General features: G+C 72.2%; 16 protein-coding genes. 11 read left to right on the top strand and 5 right to left on the bottom strand.

Features of this window, described 5'->3' with window-relative positions; translation table 11 throughout:
• Positions 1-26: 26 nt before the first annotated feature.
• From glgP to D7M15_RS21480, 3 genes are all read right to left on the bottom strand, one after another.
• Positions 27-2627, bottom strand: a complete 2601-nt coding sequence (glgP, locus tag D7M15_RS21490; RefSeq protein WP_121518992.1) for an alpha-glucan family phosphorylase — start codon at positions 2625-2627, stop codon at positions 27-29.
• 57 nt (positions 2628-2684) lie between these two features.
• Positions 2685-3305 (bottom strand): hypothetical protein, encoded by a 621-nt coding sequence (locus D7M15_RS21485; RefSeq protein WP_240649409.1) that lies wholly within the window; start codon positions 3303-3305, stop codon positions 2685-2687.
• Positions 3306-3376: 71 nt separating this feature from the next.
• Entirely contained in the window at positions 3377-3940 is a 564-nt protein-coding gene (locus tag D7M15_RS21480; RefSeq protein WP_240649408.1) for a hypothetical protein, read from the bottom strand.
• Positions 3941-4316: 376 nt separating this feature from the next.
• Between D7M15_RS21480 and D7M15_RS21475 the strand changes: the two genes are divergently transcribed.
• The 5 genes from D7M15_RS21475 (at position 4317) to D7M15_RS21455 (ending at position 12968) form a co-directional block, all read left to right on the top strand.
• Entirely contained in the window at positions 4317-6335 is a 2019-nt protein-coding gene (locus D7M15_RS21475) for an alpha-1,4-glucan--maltose-1-phosphate maltosyltransferase (protein ID WP_121518991.1), read from the top strand.
• Positions 6332-8128: a maltose alpha-D-glucosyltransferase gene (treS, locus tag D7M15_RS21470; protein WP_240649407.1), complete on the top strand. Its 1797-nt coding sequence runs from the start codon at positions 6332-6334 to the stop codon at positions 8126-8128. The genes D7M15_RS21475 and treS overlap by 4 nt, the downstream gene beginning before the upstream one ends.
• A 345-nt stretch (positions 8129-8473) precedes the next feature.
• Positions 8474-10000, top strand: a complete 1527-nt coding sequence (locus D7M15_RS29185; protein ID WP_121518990.1) for a maltokinase — start codon at positions 8474-8476, stop codon at positions 9998-10000.
• 293 nt (positions 10001-10293) lie between these two features.
• Entirely contained in the window at positions 10294-12483 is a 2190-nt protein-coding gene (gene glgB / locus D7M15_RS21460) for a 1,4-alpha-glucan branching enzyme (RefSeq protein ID WP_240649706.1), read from the top strand.
• Positions 12484-12671: 188 nt separating this feature from the next.
• Positions 12672-12968 (top strand): hypothetical protein, encoded by a 297-nt coding sequence (locus D7M15_RS21455; RefSeq protein ID WP_121518989.1) that lies wholly within the window; start codon positions 12672-12674, stop codon positions 12966-12968.
• Between the two features lie 146 nt (positions 12969-13114).
• On the opposite strand, the gene D7M15_RS21450 is transcribed toward D7M15_RS21455, so the two are convergent.
• Entirely contained in the window at positions 13115-14551 is a 1437-nt protein-coding gene (locus tag D7M15_RS21450) for a cation:dicarboxylase symporter family transporter (RefSeq protein WP_240649406.1), read from the bottom strand.
• Between the two features lie 172 nt (positions 14552-14723).
• Here D7M15_RS21450 and D7M15_RS21445 point away from each other — a divergent pair, with 172 nt between their 5' ends.
• The 6 genes from D7M15_RS21445 to D7M15_RS21420 all read left to right on the top strand — a co-directional run bounded on the left by D7M15_RS21445 (position 14724) and on the right by D7M15_RS21420 (position 22106).
• Positions 14724-16451, top strand: a complete 1728-nt coding sequence (locus D7M15_RS21445; protein WP_121518987.1) for a sensor histidine kinase — start codon at positions 14724-14726, stop codon at positions 16449-16451.
• 65 nt (positions 16452-16516) lie between these two features.
• The gene (locus tag D7M15_RS21440) at positions 16517-17200 is read left to right on the top strand and encodes a response regulator (RefSeq protein WP_121521171.1); all 684 of its coding nucleotides are present in this window, start codon (positions 16517-16519) and stop codon (positions 17198-17200) included.
• 157 nt (positions 17201-17357) lie between these two features.
• Positions 17358-18374: a chitinase gene (locus D7M15_RS21435; RefSeq protein WP_121518986.1), complete on the top strand. Its 1017-nt coding sequence runs from the start codon at positions 17358-17360 to the stop codon at positions 18372-18374.
• A 442-nt stretch (positions 18375-18816) separates the two neighbouring features.
• Positions 18817-20172 carry an extracellular solute-binding protein gene (locus tag D7M15_RS21430; RefSeq protein WP_121521169.1) on the top strand — a complete coding sequence of 452 codons (1356 nt, stop codon included), beginning with the start codon at positions 18817-18819 and terminating at the stop codon, positions 20170-20172.
• Positions 20169-21146, top strand: coding sequence for a sugar ABC transporter permease (locus D7M15_RS21425; RefSeq protein WP_121518985.1), 978 nt, complete (start codon positions 20169-20171; stop codon positions 21144-21146). Before D7M15_RS21430 ends, D7M15_RS21425 begins: the two co-directional genes overlap by 4 nt.
• A 3-nt stretch (positions 21147-21149) precedes the next feature.
• A complete protein-coding gene (locus tag D7M15_RS21420) occupies positions 21150-22106 on the top strand; it encodes a carbohydrate ABC transporter permease (protein WP_121518984.1) in 957 nt (318 codons plus the stop codon).
• Here the strand turns inward: D7M15_RS21420 and D7M15_RS21415 are convergent.
• Positions 22096-22596 (bottom strand): hypothetical protein, encoded by a 501-nt coding sequence (locus tag D7M15_RS21415; protein WP_240649405.1) that lies wholly within the window; start codon positions 22594-22596, stop codon positions 22096-22098. The genes D7M15_RS21420 and D7M15_RS21415 overlap by 11 nt on opposite strands.
• Between the last annotated feature and the right edge of the window lie 119 nt (positions 22597-22715).

Genomic DNA, 22715 nt, shown 5'->3' with positions numbered 1-22715 from the left:
ACGCCGTCCCGGCTTCCACCGCCGTGTCAGTCCGGGCGGCCGGGCGGCGTCGCGTCGGCCGACGGGCCCGCGACCAGGCCGAGTTCGGCCGCCCCGGACAGCAGCCGGTGCGCGGGCACGATCCGCACGGTGTAGCCGTACGGCCCGGTACGGTCCAGCGCGAGCGGCCCCTCGTACGCCCAGCGCCCGTCCAGGTCCGGACCGCCGACCGGCTTCAGCGGCACCCGTACGCTGTCCTGCCAGGCCAGCGCGTCCGCCTCGTCCACCCGGCCCGCGACGGCCTGCACCTCCACCTCGTCCGGGCGCAGGGCGCCCAGCGTGACCCGTACCCGCAGCGTCAGCGCGCCGCCCAGCTCCAGCGCGTCCCCGTCGGCGCCCGCCTGCTCGACGTGGTCGACGGCCACACGGGGCCACTCGGCGCGCACCCGCGCCTTCCACGCGGCCGACTCCTCGGCCGCTACGGCGTCCAGGGCCCGGTGTGCGCGGGCCGCGGGCACGTACAGCCGCTCCACGTACTCCCGCACCATCCGGTCGGCGTGCACGCGCGGGCCGAGCCGGTCCAGGGTCTGCCGCACCATCTCGATCCAGCGGCCGGGCACCGGTTCGCCGGCGCCGTCCGCCGGGGCGCCCGGCGCGGGCGCGCGGTCGTAGAAGCGCGGGGCGACGTGCCGTTCCAGCAGCTCGTAGAGGGCGCCGGCCTCGATGGCGTCGCGCCGCTCCGGGTCGAGCGCCGCCTCACCGTCGGCGGTGGGCACCGCCCAGCCGAAGTCCGGCTCGTACCACTCGTCCCACCAGCCGTCCCGTACCGAGAGGTTGAGGCCGCCGTTGAGCGCGGCCTTCATCCCGGACGTGCCGCACGCCTCCAGCGGGCGCAGCGGGTTGTTGAGCCACACGTCGCAGCCGGGGTACAGCTGCTGCGCCATGCCCATGCCGTGGTCCGGCAGGAACACGATCCGGTGCCGCACCGCCGGGTCGTCCGCGTACCGCACCAGTTCCTGGATCAGCCGCTTCCCGCCGTCGTCCGCCGGGTGCGCCTTGCCCGCGACGACGAGCTGCACGGGCCGCTCCGGGTCCAGCAGCAGCCTGGTGAACCGCTCCCGGTCGTGGAGCATCAGCGTCAGCCGCTTGTACGAGGGCACGCGGCGCGCGAAGCCGACCGTCAGCACGTCCGGGTCCAGCACCTCGTCGATCCACCCCAACTCGGCGTGAGCGGCGCCGCGTTGCCGCCACGACGCGTACAGCCGGGCCCGTACGTCCCGCACCAGCCGCTCCCGCAGCACGCGCCGCAGCCGCCACAGCGCGGCGTCGTCCAGGCGCGCCGGGTCGGGCGGTACGTCGTCCGCGACCCACGTCGGCGCGTGCACCCCGTTGGTCACCGACGCGACGGGCACCTCCGCCGGGTCGAAGCCCGGCCACAGCCCGGCGAACATCTCCCGGCTCACCGCACCGTGCAGCGTGCTCACGCCGTTCGCGCGCTGCGCCAGACGCAGGCCCATGACCGCCATGTTGAAGACGGTCGGGTCGCCGCCGGGGTAGCTCTCCGCGCCCAGCCGCAGCACCTCCTCGCCGTCCACGCCGGGGAGTTCGCCGTCGGCACCGAAGTGCCGCGCGACCAGCTCCCGGTCGAAGCGGTCGATGCCCGCGGGCACCGGGGTGTGCGTCGTGAACAGCGTCCCGGCCCGTACGGTCTCCAGCGCCGCGTCGAACCCGCGCCCCGCCGCGGTCAGTTCCCGTACGCGCTCCAGGCCGAGGAAGCCCGCGTGCCCCTCGTTCGTGTGGAACACCTCCGGCTCCGGGTGGCCGGTGAGTCGGCAGTACGCGCGCACCGCCCGTACGCCCCCGACGCCCAGCAGCATCTCCTGGAGCAGCCGGTGCTCGCTGCTGCCCCCGTACAGCCGGTCGGTCACCTCGCGCTCGCCACCGGCGTTCTCCTCCACGTCGGAGTCGAGCAGGAGCAGCGGCACCCGCCCGACACGCGCCAGCCACACGTGCGCGCGCAGCGAACGTCCGCCGGGCAGCGTGAGCACCGGCTGCACGGGCGAACCGTCGTGCTCGCGCAGCATCTCCAGCGGCATCTCGTCCGGGTCGAGCAGCGGGTAGTGCTCCAGCTGCCAGCCGTCGCGGGACAGGCTCTGCCGGAAGTAGCCGCGCCGGTACAGCAGTCCGACACCGATCAGCGGCACACCCAGGTCGCTCGCCGCCTTCAGATGGTCCCCGGCGAGGATGCCGAGCCCGCCCGAGTACTGCGGCAGCGCCTCCGCGATGCCGAACTCCGGCGAGAAGTACGCGACGGCGGCGGGCAGCCCGCCCGCCTCGCCCCGCTCCTCCCGTACGCCCTGGTACCAGCGCGGCGCGTCCACGTACGCCCGCAGATCACGCGCCGCCTCGTCCAGCCGCCGCAGGAACTCCCCGTCCCCGGCCAACTCCTCCAGCCGCCGCGCGGAGACGGCGCCCAGCAGCCGTACGGGATCGCCGCCCGCCGCCTCCCACCCGGCGGGGTCCGCGGACCGGAACAGCTCACGCGTGGCGGGGTGCCAGGACCAGCGGAGATTGCGGGCGAGTTCGCCGAGGGGACGCAGCGGCTCGGGGAACACAGGACGGACCGAAAAGCGACGAATTGCCTTCATTTCGCCGAACGTACCGGCGCGCCCCACCGGCTCCCCGCCGACGCGCCAACGACCCGCTCACCCCTTGCCCGGCACCGGCGCCCGGTCGGACCAGAAGTCGGAGTGCTCGTCCGGCAACGGCGGCTTCCGCCCGGTGTAGTCCGGAACCCCGGGCCGCGCCCCGGGCGGCGGCACCTCGGACCGGTCCGCACACGGGCTGGCGGCCTCGAAGAACGCCTGCCCCCTGTAGCCGAAACTGAGGCTCAGCGAGAAGCCCTCGGAGGTCTCCACGTAGACAGCCGGCAGTTTCTTGTCCGAGTTCACGGACGTCACCCGGTACCCGCGTTCCTTCCAGTGTCTTTCCACCACCCCGAGGAAGCTGCCGCGGCGCTCGTCGGAGATGACGGTGGAGACGGCACGACGCCGCAACACAGCCCCCTTCTCCGCCCCCTCGTCCATACCGCCACCGGTACAGGCGCTGTCGCTCACTTGACCGTGCTCCCAGCGCACCCCCGGGTGAACCGCCTCCAGCGTTTGGTCGAGGAGGGCGTCTGCCTGTTCGGCGGCTTCCCTCATGTTCACGTCCAGCACCTCTGGGTTCGCCCCGTCGTCGTCCCAGGACCCGTCCGACGCGCCGCATCCCGTCAGCGAGAGCAGCAGAGCGGACACCAGACTTCCGAGGACGACCGTCACCCTCATCGGTGTTCCCGCCGCGTGATCGCCATGCCCTCGCCGGTCACGATCGTTCCCGAGCAGTGCCAACCAGCCGCTCACCCTTCCCCCGACACCGGCGCCCGGTCGGACCAGAAGTCGGAGTGCTCGTCCGGCAACGGCGGCTTCCGCCCGGTGTAGTCCGGAACGCCGGGCCGCGCCCCGGGCGGCGGCACCTCGGACCGCGTCATGCAGGGCGTCACCACATCGATGAAGACCTGCCCTTGGTAGCCCACTACCAAGGACATGCGGAAAGCGTCCGGAGTGGTGGCGAACATCGCGGGGCTCTCCTTGTGCTTCCGGACTTCGGTGATCTCATCACCACGCTTCTTCCAATGGCGTTCGATCACACCCAGCAGGCTGCCCCTGCGCTGCGATGAGACGTCCGTCGTGATTGCCGCGCGTCGCGTGACGCTCCCGGTCCCCGCAGGAGCACCTCCTTCGCAGACACCGTCCGTCGAGGTGCCGTGTGCCCACCGCACCGGTGGCACGACAGCGCCCATCGTGCCGCTGATGACCTCGTCGGCGTACCGCGCCGCTTCCCGCATGTCCATTTCGGGTTTGACGTCTTTCGCGTCTCGTGAGTTCGCGAGGACACCGCACCCCGCGAGGGATGTCGCCATGATCAGCGCGAGCCCACACCGCAGCCTCACCGGGGCTCCCCTCTTCACGCGAGATCGGGTCGATCGGCCACGACGCCCCCGACGCAGGCGATGGACTACGGGCATCTACCGGGACGAGACGGTTCGAGTGCGTCGGCGTCCCGTCCGCCGTTTCACCTTCCGCGGGTACGGCGCACCGGCGCATGAGTACGCGTACTCAGTCCGGTGCGCCCCTCGGTGTCGGGCGCGGGGCGGGGAGTCGAACGTCTGCGCCGACGCACCGCCAGGCGGGTGAGCACGCCACGGGGGTCACCGGCGCAGCGCCCTCGCCGCGTACACAGAGGTTACAAATAGGCGGATAACCGCCCGCCTCCACGCAGATCCACCAGGTGAGCCCATGATCGGTCGCATCCCCGTTTTGGACGTCCAACCGCTCGTCGACTGTGGTCGGCGCGCGGCGAAGGCGGTGGTCGGTGAGACGTTGCAGGTGTCCGCCACCGTCTTCCGCGAGGGGCACGAGGCGGTCGGCGCCAACGTCGTCCTCCGCGACCCCAACGGGCGGTCCGGTCCGTGGACGCCGATGCGGGAGTTGGCGCCCGGTTCCGACCGTTGGGGCGCGGACGTGACGCCCGACTGCGAGGGCCGCTGGACGTACACGGTGGAGGCGTGGAGCGACCCCGTCGCCACCTGGCGGCGGCACGCGGGCGTCAAGGTCCCGGCGAACGTCGACACCGAACTGACCCTGCTGGAGGGCGCCGTCCTGCACGAGCGCGCCGCCGCCGGGGTGCCCAAGGTCGACGGCCGCTCCGTCGTACTGGCCGCCGCGGGCGCGCTGCGCGACGCCTCGCTGCCGCCCGCCGGGCGTCTGGCCGCCGCGCTGGCGCCGGAGGTGGCGGAGGTGCTGGCGCGCTACCCGCTGCGTGAACTCCTGTCGTCCTCGCTGGCGTTGACGCTCCAGGTGGAGCGGGAGCGGGCGCTGTTCGGTTCCTGGTACGAGATGTTCCCGCGCTCGGAGGGCGCCGAGCTGCGCCGGGACGCGGCCCCCGTGTCCGGCTCCCTGCGCACCGCCGCCGAACGGCTGCCCGCGCTCGCCGCGATGGGCTTCGACGTGGTGTACCTGCCGCCGGTGCACCCCATCGGCGAGTCGTTCCGCAAGGGCCCCAACAACGGGCTCACGGCGGGCCCGTACGACGTGGGTTCGCCGTGGGCGATCGGTTCGGCGCTCGGCGGGCACGACGCGCTCCACCCGGACCTGGGCACGTTCGAGGACTTCGACCACTTCGTGGCGACCGCGCGGGAACTGGGCGTCGAGGTGGCGTTGGACTTCGCGCTCCAGTGCTCGCCGGACCACCCGTGGGTGAAGGAGCACCCGGAGTGGTTCCGTACGCGGGCGGACGGCACGATCGCGTACGCCGAGAACCCGCCGAAGAAGTACCAGGACATCTACCCGGTCGCGTTCGACGAGGACTTCCGCGGCATCGTCCGGGAGACGCTGCGCGTGCTGCGTTTCTGGATGGACCGCGGGGTGCGGATCTTCCGGGTCGACAACCCGCACACGAAGCCGGTGGTGTTCTGGGAGAAGGTGCTCGCGGACATCAACCGCACCGATCCGGACGTGATCTTCCTGGCGGAGGCGTTCACGCGGCCCGCGATGGTGCACACCCTGGCGAAGATCGGCTTCCAGCAGTCGTACACGTACTTCACCTGGCGCACCGGCAAGCGGGAACTGACCGATTACGTGCGGGAACTGACCGGCGAGGCCGCCGCGTACATGCGCCCGAACTTCTTCGTGAACACGCCCGACATCCTGCACCGCTACCTCCAGGAGGGCGGCCGTCCCGCCTTCGCCGTACGGGCCGTGCTCGCCGCGACGCTCTCCCCGACGTGGGGCGTGTACGCGGGGTACGAGCTGTGCGAGGCGACGCCCGTACGGGAGGGCAGCGAGGAGTACCTGGACTCGGAGAAGTTCCAGCTGCGGCCGCGCGACTGGGCCGCCGCCGAGCGCGACGGGACCTCGCTCGCCCCGCTCCTCGGCACGTTGAACTCCCTCCGCCGCCGCCACCCCGCCCTGCGGCGGCTGCGCGGCACGCACTTCCACGCCACCGACAACGAGCACGTGATCGCGTACTCGCGCCGGAGCGCGGACCCGGCTGACGACACCGTTCTGGTCGTGATCAACCTTGATCCGCACCACACCCACGAAGCGACGGTGTCGTTGGACACGACGGCGCTCGACCTCACTCCGTCGCAGGTGAGAGGGGCCACGCCGATCGAGGTGAGCGACCTGCTCACCGCTGAGTCCTATCACTGGGGCACCGAGAACTACGTACGTCTGGAGCCGGGCCGCGCGCCCGCGCCCGCGCACGTGTTCTCGCTGCGACCGTCCCCATCGAATGGAGGGTCACCCAATCCATGATCGTCAACGAGCCCGTCCCCGACACGTTCGAGGACACCCCGGCCAAGGACCGCGATCCCGACTGGTTCAAACGCGCGGTCTTCTACGAGGTCCTCGTCCGTTCCTTCCAGGACAGCGACGGCGACGGCATCGGGGACCTGAAGGGCCTCACCTCCAGGCTCGACTACCTGCAATGGCTGGGTGTCGACTGCCTGTGGCTGCCGCCGTTCTTCAAGTCCCCGCTGCGTGACGGTGGTTACGACGTAGCGGACTACACGGCGGTGCTGCCGGAGTTCGGTGACCTGGCCGACTTCGTGGAGTTCGTGGACTCCGCGCACAAGCGGGGCATGCGGGTCATCATCGACATGGTGATGAACCACACCAGCGACCAGCACCCGTGGTTCCAGGAGTCCCGGGCGAACCCGGACGGCCCGTACGGCGACTACTACGTCTGGGCCGACGACGACAAGCAGTACGCGGACGCCCGCATCATCTTCGTGGACACCGAGACGTCCAACTGGACGTTCGACCCGGTCCGCAAGCAGTACTACTGGCACCGGTTCTTCTCGCACCAGCCGGACCTCAACTACGAGAACCCGGTCGTCCAGGACGAGATGATCTCGGCGCTGAAGTTCTGGCTGGACCTGGGGATCGACGGCTTCCGGCTGGACGCGGTGCCGTACCTCTACGCGGAGGAGGGCACCAACTGCGAGAACCTGCCCGCCTCGCACGCGTTCCTGAAGCGCGTACGCGCCGAGATCGACGCGCACTACCCGGACACCGTCCTGCTGGCCGAGGCCAACCAGTGGCCGGAGGACGTCGTCGACTACTTCGGCGACTACGCCGAGGGCGGCGACGAGTGCCACATGGCGTTCCACTTCCCGGTGATGCCGCGCATCTTCATGGCCGTGCGGCGCGAGTCGCGCTACCCGGTGTCGGAGGTCCTGGCCAAGACGCCGGCCATCCCCGAGCGCTGCCAGTGGGGCATCTTCCTGCGCAACCACGACGAGCTCACCCTGGAGATGGTGACCGACGAGGAACGCGACTACATGTACGCCGAGTACGCCAAGGACCCGCGGATGCGGGCCAACATCGGCATCCGGCGGCGGCTCGCCCCGCTCCTCGACAACGACCGGAACCAGATCGAGCTGTTCACGGCCCTGCTGCTGTCCCTGCCCGGCTCGCCGATCCTCTACTACGGCGACGAGATCGGCATGGGCGACAACATCTGGCTCGGTGACCGCGACGCGGTACGCACCCCGATGCAGTGGACGCCGGACCGGAACGCGGGCTTCTCCTCCAGCGACCCGGGACGGCTGACGCTCCCCGCGATCATGGACCCGGTCTACGGCTACCAGGTCACGAACGTGGAGGCGGCGATGAGTTCGCCGTCGTCGCTGCTGCACTGGACGCGCCGGATGATCGAGATCCGGAAGCAGAACCCGGCGTTCGGGCTGGGCACGTACACCGAACTGCCGTCGTCCAACCCGGCGGTGCTCGCCTTCCTGCGGGAGGCGCCGCTGCCCGGCGAGGGCGGCGACGACCTGGTCGTGTGCGTGAACAACTTCTCGCGCTTCCCGCAGCCCACCGAGCTGGACCTGCGGGCGTACGAGGGGCGGGTGCCGGTCGAGCTGATCGGCGGCGTCTCCTTCCCGGCCATCGGGGAGCTGCCGTACCTGCTGACGCTGGCGGGCCACGGCTTCTACTGGTTCCGGCTGCGGCGCGGCCCCGCGCCACGGGCGGAGGCGGGGGCGGAGCAGCCCGCGCCCGAGGCTCCGTCCGGGCCCCCGGCGCGGCCGACGCGCCAGCCGTGACATGACGCCGGGAAGCCGCCGCGAGGACGCTTCCCGGCGTCGGCCCCGCCGGGGCGGTGCGGGGCACGGGTCCCGTCCGCCGCGGCGGGGCGCGTACGGCGTACGGCGCGGGCCGGGACCGGACGACGGCCGGGCCACGACGGCACCGCGGGACCGCGGCGCGTACTCCCGGGCCCCGGGACGGGGGCCGTGGTGCCGACGGACGCGGCGTACGGCGCGCAGAAACCTTCAACCACGTTGGCCCGCCCGACGGAATCACCTCGACACGTCCCGCACCGCCGGGAAGCCCATGCCGCAAACCGGGACACTTTCGCCTACCTCTCGTGTGCCCGGGGAAAGGACGCCATGTCGGAAAGCTCCTTGCCCCTGACGGTGACCGCTGCCGGTCGCCCCGCCCCCGGGCAGCGCGCCGCCGGAGGACTCCTCCGGTCGCTCGCGCCGCTGCTGACGGAGTGGCTGCCGCGGCAGCGGTGGTTCGCCGGGAAGGGGCGGCCGATCAGCGGCTTCTCGCTGGTGTCCGCCACGGAGCTGCTGCCGTGCGCGCACGCCGGTTCGGACGCGGGCGCCACCCCCGGGCTGCTGCACCTCCTCGTACGCGCCCGGCAGCCCGCGCCGCCCCACGAGCCCGGCGACGGCACGGGAACGGGGTCGGGCACGGACGGCTCACCCGACGCGGACTGCTACCAACTGCTGGTCGGCGTACGGCCCGTGCTCCCGCCCGAGTTCGCGCCCGCCTCCCTCGGCACCCCCACCGACGGGCCGCTGCGCGGTCGCGCGCTGTACGACGCGCTGCACGACCCGCGGCTCACCGGCCTGCTGCTGGAACGGCTGCGCTCCCCCGGCCGTCTCGGCCCGCTCCGCTTCGTCACCGCGCCCGGCGCCGCCGCCGTACCGTCCGGGCTGCGCCCGCGCGTCCTCGACGCCGAGCAGTCCAACTCCTCGGTGGTGTACGGGAGCGCGTACATCCTCAAGCTGTTCCGCCGGGTCGACCCGGGCCTCAACCCGGACCTGGAGCTGCCCCTGGCGCTGGCGCGCGGCGGCTGCGCCCGCGTACCGGCGCCGACGGCCTGGTTCGAGGCGGCGGCCGGGCCGGACGGGGACGCGCCGGACGGGCCCGCGGCCGAGGGCCCCGGGCTGACCCTCGGGGTGCTCCAGCCGTACCTGCCGGGCAGCGGCGACGGCTGGCAGCTCGCGCAGCGGGCGCTGGCCGGGCGGCGGGACTTCACCGCCGCCGCCCGCGGCCTGGGCCGGGCGACCGCCGAGGTGCACGCCACGCTCGCGGACACGCTGCCGACCGCGCCGCTGCGCGGCCCCGAACTGGAGCGGCTGGCCGCCGGGATGGCCGCCCGGCTGGAGGTGGCGGCGCGGGCCGTACCGGCGCTGCGCCCGTACCGGCCGGGGCTGCGGAACGCGTTCGCCGCAGTCGCCGGGCTGGCCCGCCTCGGGCAGGCGCGGCGCGTCCAGCGCGTGCACGGCGACCTGCACCTGGGGCAGGCGCTGTGCGGGGCGGGCGGCGACGAGTGGACGCTGATCGACTTCGAGGGCGAGCCCGCCCGCCCGCTGCACGAACGCCGCCTGCCGCAGCCCGTCGTACGGGACGTCGCGGGGATGCTGCGCTCCTTCGACTACGCGGCCTGCCAGCAGGGCACCGGCGAGCGCTGGACGCGGGACTGGGCCGCCGCCAACCGGGCCGCGTACTGCGCCGGTTACGCCGACGTCGCCGGTACCGACCCGCGCGACGACGCGCGGCTGCTGCGCGCCTTCGAGACGGACAAGGCGGTCTACGAGGTGCTGTACGAGGCGCGGCACCGGCCCGCCTGGCTGCCCATCCCGCTGTCCGCCGTACGCCGCCTCGCCGCGGCGGGCGACTGACCCCGGCGCGCGCCCCGACCGTACGCCCGCACCCCGTACGCCCGCGTCGCTCCCGCACGCCCCGCGACCGTTCCCACCCGTCCCCGACGCCCCCCACCCGTCCCGACCCCGTTCTCCCCCGGAGGCCCCCCGTGATCCCCCGCACCGACACCGCCGAACCGACCGCGACCGCCGTACGCCACGCCCCGCCCGTCCCCACCGTCCCGCCGACGCCGCCCACCCCCTCGACGCCGCCCGCCGCGCCCCTCGCGGAGCCGCACGGCGGCAGCCGCGGCGTCCGCGTCGCGGACCCGCTGCCCGACGCCGACCGGGAGCGGCTGCTCGCCGGGGCGCACCACGACCCGCACGCCCTGCTCGGCGCGCACCCGGTGCGCGGCGGGGTGGCCGTACGGGTGCTGCGCCCGTACGCCCGTGCCGTGACGGTCCTCGCGGAGGCGCAGGGGTTGCGCGCGGAGCTGCACGCGGAGGGCGGCGGGTTCTTCGCGGGGGTGCTGCCGCTGCTGGAGGTCCCGGCGTACGAACTCCTCGTGCGCTACGGCGAGGAGCCCGGCACCGACGAGCTGCGCGTCCCCGACCCGTACCGCTTCCTGCCCGCCCTCGGCGACCTGGACCTGCACCTGCTGGCGGAGGGGCGGCACGAGCAGCTGTGGCACGCGCTCGGCGCGCGCGTCCTGACGCACGCCGGGGTCGCGGGCACCCGCTTCGCGGTGTGGGCGCCGAACGCGCGGGGCGTGCGCGTCGCCGGTGACTTCAACTGCTGGGACGGTACGGCCTTCCCGATGCGCTCGCTGGGTTCCAGCGGCGTGTGGGAGCTGTTCGTGCCGGGGGTCGCGGAGGGCGCGCTCTACAAGTACGAGATCACCACCCGCGACGGCACCCGCTCCCTGCGCGCCGACCCGATGGCACGCCGTACGGAGTGCCCGCCCGCGACGGCGTCCGTCGTGGAACGGTCCCGCTACGAGTGGCGCGACGCCGAGTGGCTGGCCGCGCGGGCGGACCGTACGCCGCACACCGAGCCCATGTCGGTGTACGAGCTGCACCTCGCCTCCTGGCGGCACGGCCTGGGCTACCGCGAGCTGGCCGAGCAACTGCCCGCGTACGTACGGGACCTGGGCTTCACGCACGTGGAGCTGATGCCGCCCGCGGAGCACCCGTTCGGCGGCTCCTGGGGCTACCAGGTCACCGGCTTCTACGCGCCCACCGCCCGCCTCGGCACCCCCGACGACTTCCGCGCGCTGGTCGACGCGCTGCACCGGGCGGGCATCGGGGTGCTGATGGACTGGGTGCCCGCGCACTTCCCGAAGGACGAGTGGGCGCTGGCCCGCTTCGACGGCGAGCCGCTCTACGAGCACGCCGACCCCCGGCGCGCGGAGCACCCGGACTGGGGCACGCTCCAGTTCGACTTCGGGCGACGCGAGGTGCGCAACTTCCTGGTGGCGAACGCCGTCTACTGGTGCGAGGAGTTCCACATCGACGGCCTCCGCGTGGACGCCGTCGCCTCGATGCTCTACCTGGACTACTCGCGCGAGGACGGCCAGTGGTCGCCCAACGCGTACGGCGGCCGGGAGGACCTGGACGCCGTCGCCTTCCTCCAGGAGATGAACGCCACCCTCTACCGGCGCTGCCCCGGCGTCGTCACCCTCGCCGAGGAGTCCACCGCGTGGGACGGCGTGACGCGCCCGACCGACCGGGGCGGCCTGGGCTTCGGCTTCAAGTGGAACATGGGCTGGATGCACGACTCCCTGGAGTACGTGGCCAAGGACCCGGTGCACCGGAAGTACCACCACGGCGAGATGACGTTCTCCATGGTCTACGCCTGGTCGGAGAACTACGTCCTGCCCGTCTCGCACGACGAGGTCGTGCACGGCAAGCGGGCGCTGGTGTCGAAGATGCCCGGCGACTGGTGGCAGCGCCGGGCCAACCACCGCGCGTACCTCGGCTTCATGTGGGCCCACCCCGGCAAGCAACTCCTCTTCATGGGGCAGGAGTTCGCGCAGGGCGCCGAGTGGTCGGAGGCGCACGGCCCGGACTGGTGGCTGCTCGACCCGGCGTACGGCGCGGAGGCCGACCACCGGGGCGTACGGGACCTGGTGCGGGACCTCAACACGGTGTACGCGCGCACGCCCGCCCTGTGGGAACGGGACACCGACCCGGGGGGCTTCCGGTGGATCGACGCGGACGCGGCGGAGGACAACGTCTTCTCGTTCCTGCGCTTCGACGCGGCGGGCCGCCCGCTGGTGGCGGTCTCGAACTTCTCGCCCGTCGTGCGGCACGCGTACCGCGTGGGCGTCCCGGCGGAGGTGCCCGGCTGGCGGGAGGCGCTGAACACCGACGCCCTCGCGTACGGCGGCGGCGACGTGCGGAACGCGGGCACGCTCACCCCCGAGCGGGTCCCCTCGCACGGGCACGACGTGTCGCTCGCGCTGGACCTGCCACCGCTGGCGACGGTGTGGCTGCACCCGGAACGGCCCGGCGGACTGTGATTTCCGTACCGGAACCCCCGTACGGGCACTGGCCGTTCGGCGCAATGTCGTCACCGGTACGGGTGTCGCCGCGTGGGGCTCCCCGCGCCGCGCCGTGCCGCCCGCAAACCTGACTCCGGTGCCGCCGTCGTGAGCGCGAGGACGGCGCGCCTCTTTCGGGTCACGGATCAGTGGAAGGACATGGACTCATGAAGCGTTTCGCACGTGCGGTTGCCGTCGCGGGTCTCACCCTCGGCCTCAGCGCCGTCGCCGCCCCCGCGGCGTTCGCCGACATCGACATCACCCACATCACCCACACCGGTGAGGGCGACCTGGAGTACGTCAACCAGGAGGACTCCCCCTTCGCCGGACAGTCCGCGCAGAACCGGCCGGTCATGATCGACGAGTTCGAGGCCGAGGCCAAGACGTACATCGTCAAGAGCTGGCTCAAGCACAGCCCGATCGGCTACGACATCGAGGGGCCCGAGGTCGAGCAGGAGGACTGACGGACTCCCCCACCCGCCCGCGCGCCGCGGCGGGGACGGGACACGCGGAAGGGGCGGACCCGGTTCGGGTCCGCCCCTTCCGCGTGCGCGGTGGTCAGCCGCGCGCGGTGGTCAGCCGCGCGCGTCCGCGAGCAGCCCGCCGCCCGTCACCGGGCGGGCGCCTGCTCCTTCGTCAGGTCGGCCTTGCCGTCGGTGTCCGGGTCGGCGTCGGGGTCCGCATCGGCGTGCCGCTCCACCGCGGCGTCCACCCGCTCGTCCGGCTCCGGGTCGCCGCCGTAGCCGTGGTCGTCGGTGAGCGTCGCCTCGTCGAACGGGAGCTTCCCGGCGAGGACCTGCTCCATCTGCTCGCGGTCGATCTCCTTCGTCCAGGTGCCGACGAGGACCGTGGCGACGGCGTTGCCCGCGAAGTTCGTCAGCGCGCGGCACTCGCTCATGAAGCGGTCGATGCCGACGATCAGGCCGACGCCGTCCACCAGGTCGGGCCGGTGCGACTGGAGGCCGCCCGCGAGCGTGGCCAGTCCGGCGCCGGTGACGCCCGCGGCGCCCTTGGACGCGATGACCATGAAGACCAGCAGCGAGATCTGCTCGCTGACCGCCAGCGGGTCGCCCATCGCCTCGGCCACGAACAGCGAGGCCATGGTGAGGTAGATGGCGGTGCCGTCCAGGTTGAACGAGTAGCCGGTGGGCACCGTGATGCCCACGACCGGCTTGCTGACGCCCAGGTGCTCCATCTTCGCGATGAGCCGCGGCAGGGCCGACTCGGACGACGAGGTGGACAGGATCAGCAGGAACTCCCGGCCCAGGTACTTCAGCAGCAGCCAGATGTTGATGCCCGCGACCAGTCGCAGGATCACGCCGAGCACCACGAAGACGAAGAGGAAACAGGTGATGTAGAAGCCGATCATGATGACGGCCAGCGACTTGAGCGCGTCCGTGCCCGTCTCGCCGACCACCGCCGCGATGGCGCCGAACGCGCCCACCGGGGCGGCCCACATGACCATGCCCAGGACGCGGAAGACGAGCCGCTGGATGTGCCCGATCCCGCGCAGCACCGGCTCCCCGGCGCGGCCCATGGCCTGGAGCGCGAAGCCCACCAGCAGGGCGACCAGCAGCGTCTGGAGCACCTCGCCCTCGGTGAAGGCGGAGACCATCGTCTTGGGGATGATGCCGAGGAGGAAGTCGGCGGTGCTCTCGTGCGTGCCCTCCGCCTCGGCGGCGCCCGCCTCCCGTACCTCGTTGGTGAGGTTGAGGCCGTGGCCCGGCTCGATGATGTTGCCGACGACGAGGCCGAGCGCGAGCGCGACCGTGGACATCAGCACGAAGTAGCCGAGGGCCAGGCCGCCGACCGCGCCGACCTTGGCGGCCTTCCGTACGGAGCCGATGCCCAGGACGATGGTGCAGAAGATGACGGGCGAGATCATCATCTTGATGAGGTTGACGAACCCCTCACCGATGGGCTTCAGCTCCACCGCCACGCCGGGGGCGACGAAGCCGAGCGTGACACCGACGACGACGGCGGCGATGACCGCGAGGTAGAGGTAGTGGGTTCGGTCCCGCTTCTTCGGGGTGTCCCGCTTGTCCACGGGGGGAGACTGGCCTGACACGTCGGCTCCTCGGAGGGTTCGGGCTGCTCGGGGATTCCGGTGACTATGCACCCGCCATGTGGCGGGGGTCACTGTTACGTGCATTACGTGCACGGAACGACCCCGAAACGTCACATTCACTTCCGGCCACTCGCGGAGGCACACTGGCCGGATGCGCGTACCCCGCCCCCGTAGCCTCGCAGGTCAGCTGTTCACCATGCAGGTGGTGCTGGTCGCGGTGCTCGTGGCGGGCTGCGCGGTCTTCGTCTACGTGAAGGACCGGCACCAGGCCGAGGCGTCGGCGCGGCACCGGGCGACGGCCACCGCCCACGCGGTCGCGGACTCGCCCTCCGTACGGCAGGCGATCCGTACGCCGGAGCCGAGCGGCGCGCTCCAGCCGTACGCGGAACAGGTGCGGCGGGACACCGGGGTGACCTTCATCACGATCATGAGTCCGCAGCGTACGCGCTGGACGCACCCCAACCCGGCCGAGATCGGCGGCACCTTCGTCGGCCACACCGCACCCGCGCTGCGGGGGCACACCTTCTCCGAGACGTACACGGGCACGCTCGGGCCGTCCGTACGGGTGGTCACGCCCGTACGCGACGGCGACCGCATCGTCGGGCTCGTGAGCGCGGGCATCGCCGTGGATACGATCACCGAGCAGGTGCGCCGGCAGGTCGCCGTACTGCTGCTGGCCGCGGGCATCGCGGTGGCGCTGGGCGGCACCGGCACGTACGTGGTGAACGCCCGGCTCCGCCGCCACACCCACGGCATGAACGCCGCCGAGCTGAGCCGCATGCACGACTACCACGAGGCCGCGCTGCACGCCGTACGGGAGGGGTTGCTGATGCTCGACGGACAGCGCCGGATCGCCCTCATCAACGACGGGGCGCGCGAACTGCTGGGCGTCACCGACCCGGACGTGATCGGCCGCAACCCCGCCGAACTGGCCCTGCCCGCGCCCCTGACCGGCGCGCTGCTCTCCGCCGAGCCGCGCGTGGACGAGGTGCACCTCACGAAGGAACGGGTGGTCGTCGTGAACATCTCGCCGGTCTCCGGCGGCGAGCGGCGCGGCACCGTCGTGACCCTGCGCGACCACACCGAACTTCAGGCGCTGACCGGGGAGTTGGACTCCGTACGGGGCTTCGCGGAGGCGCTGCGCTCGCAGGCGCACGAGTCCGCGAACCGGCTGCACGCCGTGGTCTCCCTGATCGAACTGGGGCGGCACGAGGAGGCCGTCACCTTCGCCACCGAGGAGCTGGAACTGGCCCAGGCCCTCACCGACCAGGTCACCGCCGCCGTCGCCGAACCGGTGCTGGCCGCGCTGCTGCTGGGCAAGGCGGCGCAGGCCAACGAGCGGGGCGTCGAGCTGGTGCTGTCCCCGGACAGCGACGTGGACGACGGCAGCGTGCCCCCGGAGCTGCCCGCGCGCGACCTGGTGACGCTCCTCGGGAACCTCATCGACAACGCGGTGGAGGCCGCGGCCCAGCCCGGGGCGGCGGCCGTACCGGACGGCGCGGCCCGTACGCGGGGACGGGCGCCACGCGTGACGGTGACGGTGCGTACGGGCGCGGGCGCGGGTGACGGGCCGGGGGCGGCCGGGCAGTTGGTGATCGGCGTGGCCGACAGCGGCCGGGGCATCTCTCCGGAGGCGGCCGAGGACGTCTTCCGGCGCGGCTGGTCCACCAAGCGGCCCGGGGACCGGGGGCCGCACGGCTCGGGGCTCGGGCTCGCCCTGGTGCAGCAGATCACGCACCGGCACGGCGGCACGGTGTCGCTGGGGGAGGCGGCGGACGGCGGCGCGGAGTTCACCGTACGGCTGCCGCTGCGGCCGTACGGGGGCGGCGCCGCGCCGGGCGGCACGGACCGCGCGGGCGCGACGGGCGGCGCCCGGTGAGCGCGGACGGCGGTACGGGCGCGGGGTCGGGCGGCGGTACGGGCGCGGGGGCGGGGCCCGGGGGCGTGCCCGTGCAGGTGCTCGTCGTCGAGGACGACCCGGTCGCCGCCGACGCGCACGCCCTCTACGTCTCCCGCGTCCCCGGCTTCGAGGTCGCCGGGATCGCGCACTCGCGCGCCGAGGCCGGGCGTCTGCTCGACCGGCTGCCGGTCGACCTGATCCTCCTCGACCTCTACCTCCCCGACGGCCACGGCCTGTCCCTGCTGCGGGCGTTGCGCGGGGCCGGGCACACCACGGACGTCTTCGCGGTGACGTCGGCACGGGACCTGGCGGTCGTACGGGAGGGGCTGTCGCTGGGGGTCGTGCAGCACGTGCTGAAGCCGTTCACGTTCCCGACGCTGCGCGACCGGCTGCGGCAGTACGCGGAGTTCCGCAGCACGGCGGGCGCGGGCGGCGGCGAGGCGGGCAGCCAGGCGGAGGTGGACCGGGCGCTGTCGGCGCTGCGGGCGCCCCAACCGGCCACGATGCCCAAGGGGTTGAGCGAACCGACGCTGGAGCGGGTGACCGGCGCGCTGCGCGCCGCCGGGGACGAGGGGCTGACGGCGAGCGCGGCGGCCGAGGTGATCGGCGTCAACCGGATCACCGCGCGGCGCTACCTGGAGCACCTGGTCGACGCGGGTCGCGCCGAACGGCGCCCGCAGTACGGGCACGTGGGCCGCCCGGAGTTCTGCTACCGCTGGTCGCACTGACACCTCGTGTCGACGACCCGCCGCGGGACCCACCGCTGCGGCCCGGCCAAGGGGCGGTCAAGAAAGTAAGGTTTCCTGACCTTTCCCTTGTCTGGACCAATGCCACCCCGCTAGCGTGCCGCCCAGCCATGACCCCCACCATGGATGGGATGCCACCGTGCGCCACCTCTCCACACGCAGCAGGATCACCCTCGGCATAGCCACCGCCGTGGCCGCCGCCAGCGCCTTCGCCGTCAACGCCCAGGCCGCGCCTGGCGACGCCCCCGCGAAGAAGACCGAGGCCGCCGCGCCCAGCGGCATGAACGGCCCGTACCTGTACCTGGGTTGGGGCAACCCGCCGGACGCCGCCCAGTTCCTCCAGGAGACCGGCAACAAGCAGCTCACGATGGCGTTCATCCTCGCCCAGGGCGGCTGTACGCCCGCCTGGGACGGCCAGCGTCCGCTGAAGGGCGGCCAGGACGAGCAGACCATCAACGCCGTCAAGGAGGCGGGCGGCGACATCACCCCGTCGTTCGGCGGCTGGAGCGGCAACAAGCTGGAGGAGGCCTGCGGCAGCGCCGAAGAACTGGCCGCCGCCTACCAGGAGGTCATCGACGCGTACGGGCTGAAGTCGATCGACATCGACATCGAGTCCACCGCCGTCGAGTCGGAGGAGGTCCGGCAGCGGACCGTCGACGCGCTCAAGATCGTCCAGGGCGAGAACGCGGACGTGAAGATCTACCTGACCTTCGGCACCACCCCCGCGGGCCCGAACGCCAACGGCGAGGACCTGATCAAGAAGGGCGCCGAGGCCGGGCTGGACGCCGCCTGGGCCGTCATGCCGTTCGACTACAGCGACGGCACCACCGACATGGTCGGCGCCACCAAGTCCTCGGTCGACGGGCTGAAGGACATGGTCAAGGGCGCGTACGGGATCTCCGACGAGGAGGCGTACCAGAAGGTCGGCTTCTCCTCGATGAACGGCGTCACCGACGTCGAGGGCGAGTCCATCGCGGCGGCCGACTTCCAGCAGATGGTCGACTACGCGAAGGAGCACAAGCTCGCCCGCGTCAGCTTCTGGGCCGTGAACCGCGACCGGCCCTGCGAGGGCGGCGGCGAGGCCAGCGCCTCGTGCAGCGGGATCGACCAGGGCACCTGGGAGTTCTCCAAGATCCTCGCGGGCTACCAGGGCTGAGCCCCCGCACCCGCACGGCCACGCGGCCGCCGGTCCACCCCCTCCACCGAGGACGGGGGCGGGCCGGCGGCCGCGTCGCGCGTACGGGGAACGCGACGCGCGCGGCGGCGCGTACGGGCCCGGTCCGGAGCGGACTTCGCGAAACCCCGTCCGTTCCATTGACCTGTCATTAGGACCCCTCGTACGGTCGCCGGGCAGCAGCCGCCGCGCCCCACGCGCACCACCGGCGGGCCGCCCAGGTCCGTACGGCGCCTAGGTCCTGTCTGGCGCATGGCGTCGTCCGTGGTGTGGAGGTGGTCGCGGTGGTCGGTGCGTGCGGCCGCAAGGCGGAGGGACGTCCTCGCAGTGGGCTGCGTGGACGTTCCGACAACGCGGCGGACGTGCGTGCCGGGCGCCGCGACCAAGACGGGATTCGCCAGCCGGGACCTAGGAGGTCATGCCCGTGCGCCCCACCGCTCCGCTGACACTCGCGCTCAGCGCCGTCCTCACCGCGGGCGCGCTCACCGGTTGCAGCATCGGCCCCGACGACGACCCGAACACGGTCGAGATCGCCTTCCCCAAGGACATCGACAACAACGTCACGGTCCGCGACGACTACCTGGAGTTCGTCGCGAAGCAGTTCGAGGAGGAGAACCCGGGCAAGAAGGTCAAGCTCGTCCCGATCCAGGCGCCGCAGAACGACTACTACACCAAGATCCAGATCATGATGCGGTCCCCGAACACCGCGCCCGACCTGGTCTACGAGGACACCTTCCTGCTCCAGTCCGACATCGAGAGCGACTACCTCCAGCCCCTCGACGAGTACCTCGGGAAGTGGGACGACTGGGACCGCTTCGAGGACAACGCCAAGCGGGCCGGGCTGGCCGAGGACGGGAAGACGTACGGGGTGCCGGACGGCACCGACACCCGCGGCCTCTGGTTCAACAAGAAGATCTTCAAGAAGGCCGGACTGCCCACCGACTGGGCCCCGAAGACCTGGGACGACGTGCTGGACGCGGCCCGCACGATCAAGAAGAAGGTCCCGGACGTCACCCCGTTCAACATCTTCACCGGCAAGGCCGTCGGCGAGGCCGCCGCCATGCAGGGCTTCGAGATGCTGCTCTACGGCACGCAGGACCAGCTCTACGACGAGAAGTCGAAGAAGTGGGTCGTCGGCAGCAAGGGTTTCCGCGACAGCCTGGAGTTCGTCGACACGGTCTTCTCCGAGAAGCTCGGCCCGGACGTCTCCGACGCCCTCTCCCCCGACATGCAGACGCAGGTGATGACCGACCACCTGCCGCAGGAGAAGCTGGCCATCGCACTGGACGGCTCCTGGATCAACCAGCAGTGGATCAAGACCGGCGGCAGCCCCTGGCCCGAGTGGAACGACACGATGGGCGTCGCCCCGATGCCCACGCAGGATGGCGGGGAACCGGGCAGCACCAGCATGTCCGGCGGCTGGGCCTGGTCGATCCCGCGCAAGTCCGGGAACCACGACCTGTCGTGGAAGATGATCGAGACGCTCCAGCGGCGCGAGAACGCCCGCGAGTGGTGCGTCCGCGGCTCGCAGATCGCCGTACGCGAGGACGTCGCCGCCGACCCGGCGTACCTGAACGCGATCCCCCGCACCAAGTTCTTCACCGACCTCGTGGACGTCACCCACTACCGGCCCGCGCTGCCCGTCTACCCGCGCGTCTCCGAGGCCATCACCGTCGCCATGGAGAAGGTCACCACGGGCGACGCGAGCCCGGAGCAGGGCGCCCGGTCGTACGACGAGCAGGTCAGATCCATCACCGAGGGTGAGGTGGTCGAGCGATGAGCCTCACCAAGGCCCCCACGGCGCCCGGCGGTCCGGGCGCCGACGGGCCGGACTCCGGCGGACCGGGTGCCACCGGCCCGGACGTACCGGCGGAGCGCCCCCGGCGCCCGTACGACGGCGTACGCCGGTACGCGCGCTGGCTGCCGGTCGCGCCCGGCACGGTGCTGCTGCTCCTCTTCCTCATCGGCCCCATCGGCTACTGCTTCTACCTCGCCTTCACCGACCTCCAGCTCACCGGGCAGGCGTCCGCGTCGTTCGTCGGCTTCGACAACTTCACGCGCGCCTTCGGCGACGAGGACTTCGTCAACTCCGTCGTCCTCACCCTGGTGTTCACCCTGATCTCGTCGATCCTCGGCCAGAACACCCTCGGCCTCGCCCTCGCCGGGCTCATGCAGCGGGCGAGCAAAACCGTACGGACGATCACCGGCGCCATCGTCATCTGCGCCTGGGTGGTCCCGGAGATCGTCGCCGGGTTCCTCCTCTACACCTTCTTCCACCGTCGCGGCACCCTCAACGAGGTCCTCGACTTCCTCCATCTGCCCACCCAGAACTGGCTGTTCACGCTGCCGATCCTGGCGGTGTCGTTCGCCAACATCTGGCGCGGCACGGCGTTCTCCATGCTCGTCTACTCCGCCGCGCTCTCCGAGATCCCCGACGAGGTCACCGAGTCCGCGCAGATCGACGGGGCCAACGGGTGGCAGCGGCTCGTCCACGTCACGCTGCCGATGATCCGCCGCTCCATCGGCACGAACCTCATGCTCAACACCCTCCAGACGCTGTCGGTCTTCGGCCTCATCTGGGCCATGACCCGCGGCGGCCCGGGAGGCCGGAGCGAGACGCTGCCGGTGTTCATGTACGACCAGGCGTTCAACAAGGCGCTCATCGGCTACGGCACCGCCGTGGCACTGCTGCTGCTCGTCGTCGGCGGCCTCTTCTCGGTCGTCTACCTGCGCCTGATGCGCGAGGAGGTCTGAGCCATGTCCGACGCTCCCGCCCCGGCTCCCGCACCCGGCCCGTCCGGCACGTCCGGCCCCATCGGTACGGGCGCGCGCACCGGCCTGCTCCCGTCCCCTACGGCCGCCACCACCCGTACGTCCCGCCCGCCCCGGCTGTCCCGGCAGCGGCGGCAGCGCGTCGCCGCGGACCTGGGGCTGCTGGTGGCGGCGGGAGCGTTCGTGGTGCCGCTGCTGTGGCTGGTGTTCGCGTCCCTCGACGCGGAGGCCAAGCTGAAGGTCAGCCCGCCGTCGTCACCGACGATGGAGAACTTCTCCGCCGTGTGGACGGACGAGATCACGTTCACGCCGATGCTCAACAGCTTCCTGATCTGCGGCAGCGGCACCCTGCTGACCATGGTGTGCGCGGCCCTCGCCGCGTACCCGCTCTCCCGCTACCGCTCCCGCTTCGGCCGCCCGTACCTCCTCGGCATCCTCTTCACCACCTGCCTGCCGATCACGGCGGTGATGGTGCCGATCTACAGCCTCTTCGTACAGATCAACCTGATCGACACCATGTGGGGCACGTCGCTGTTCCTCGCCACGTCCCAACTGCCGTTCGCCATCTGGCTGATGAAGAACTTCATGGACGGCGTCCCGATCGTCCTGGAGGAGGCCGCCTGGACGGACGGCGCCAGCTGGTTCCAGGCACTCGTACGGGTCATCGTGCCGCTGATGGGGCCGGGCGTCACCGTCGTCACGATCTACAGCTTCATCATGATGTGGGGCAACTTCTTCGTCCCCTTCATGCTGCTCCTCGACCCGGAGAAACTCCCGGCGTCCGTCAGCATCTACACGTTCTTCGGCAACTACGGCGTCGTCGTGTACGGCGAACTCGCCGCGTTCTCCATCCTCTACTCGACGCCGGTGCTGCTGCTCTACATCCTCATCTCCCGCCGCATGGGCGGCGGTTTCACCCTGGGCGGCGGCGTCAAGGGCTGACGGGGGCGGCAGGCGGGGACCCGTCGTCCCCCTCCGCCGTCCTGCGGACGGTGAAGCACACCACGGGCCCGTCTTCCGTCTCCACCACGCCCCCGTCGAACGCACGGCCGGGGAAGTCGGCCTCCAGCGCGGAACGCCAGCCGACGGCTACGGCCCTGGCGAGGACGCGCAGGGCCCGCTCCTCCTCGGGATCGCCGTCCACCACCTCGACGAACTGCCACAACCGCACCTGGTTGAGCAGCCACTCGATGGACGTACGGTCGCCGGCCAACTCCTCGTACCAAGAACGGAAGTTCGCGGGCTCGTACACCTGCTCCCAGACCACGCACCCGGAGACCCCCACGAAGCGGGGACGGAACAGCCGCGCCACGGCCTCCCACTCACGGACGGCCAACTTCGGGAGGACGAACAGCACCGGGCGGTGGCCGCCCGAGGGCTCGGGTTCTTCGACGGGCGCCGACCCGTACGGACCGCGTGCTGGTTCGCTCACCGACCGCCCCTCCTCCACGCCGCGGTCACCCTGCGGTCAGGCCGACCTCTCCCCCTCCATCACCTTCCGCGCGAACGCGATCAACTCTCCGACCAGGTCCGCGGCCACGTTCACATCAG

The organism is Streptomyces sp. Z26, from assembly GCF_003665095.1.
Taxonomy (GTDB): Bacteria; Actinomycetota; Actinomycetes; order Streptomycetales; family Streptomycetaceae; genus Streptomyces; species Streptomyces phytohabitans.
This window is presented reverse-complemented; position numbering and strand designations above follow the sequence as displayed.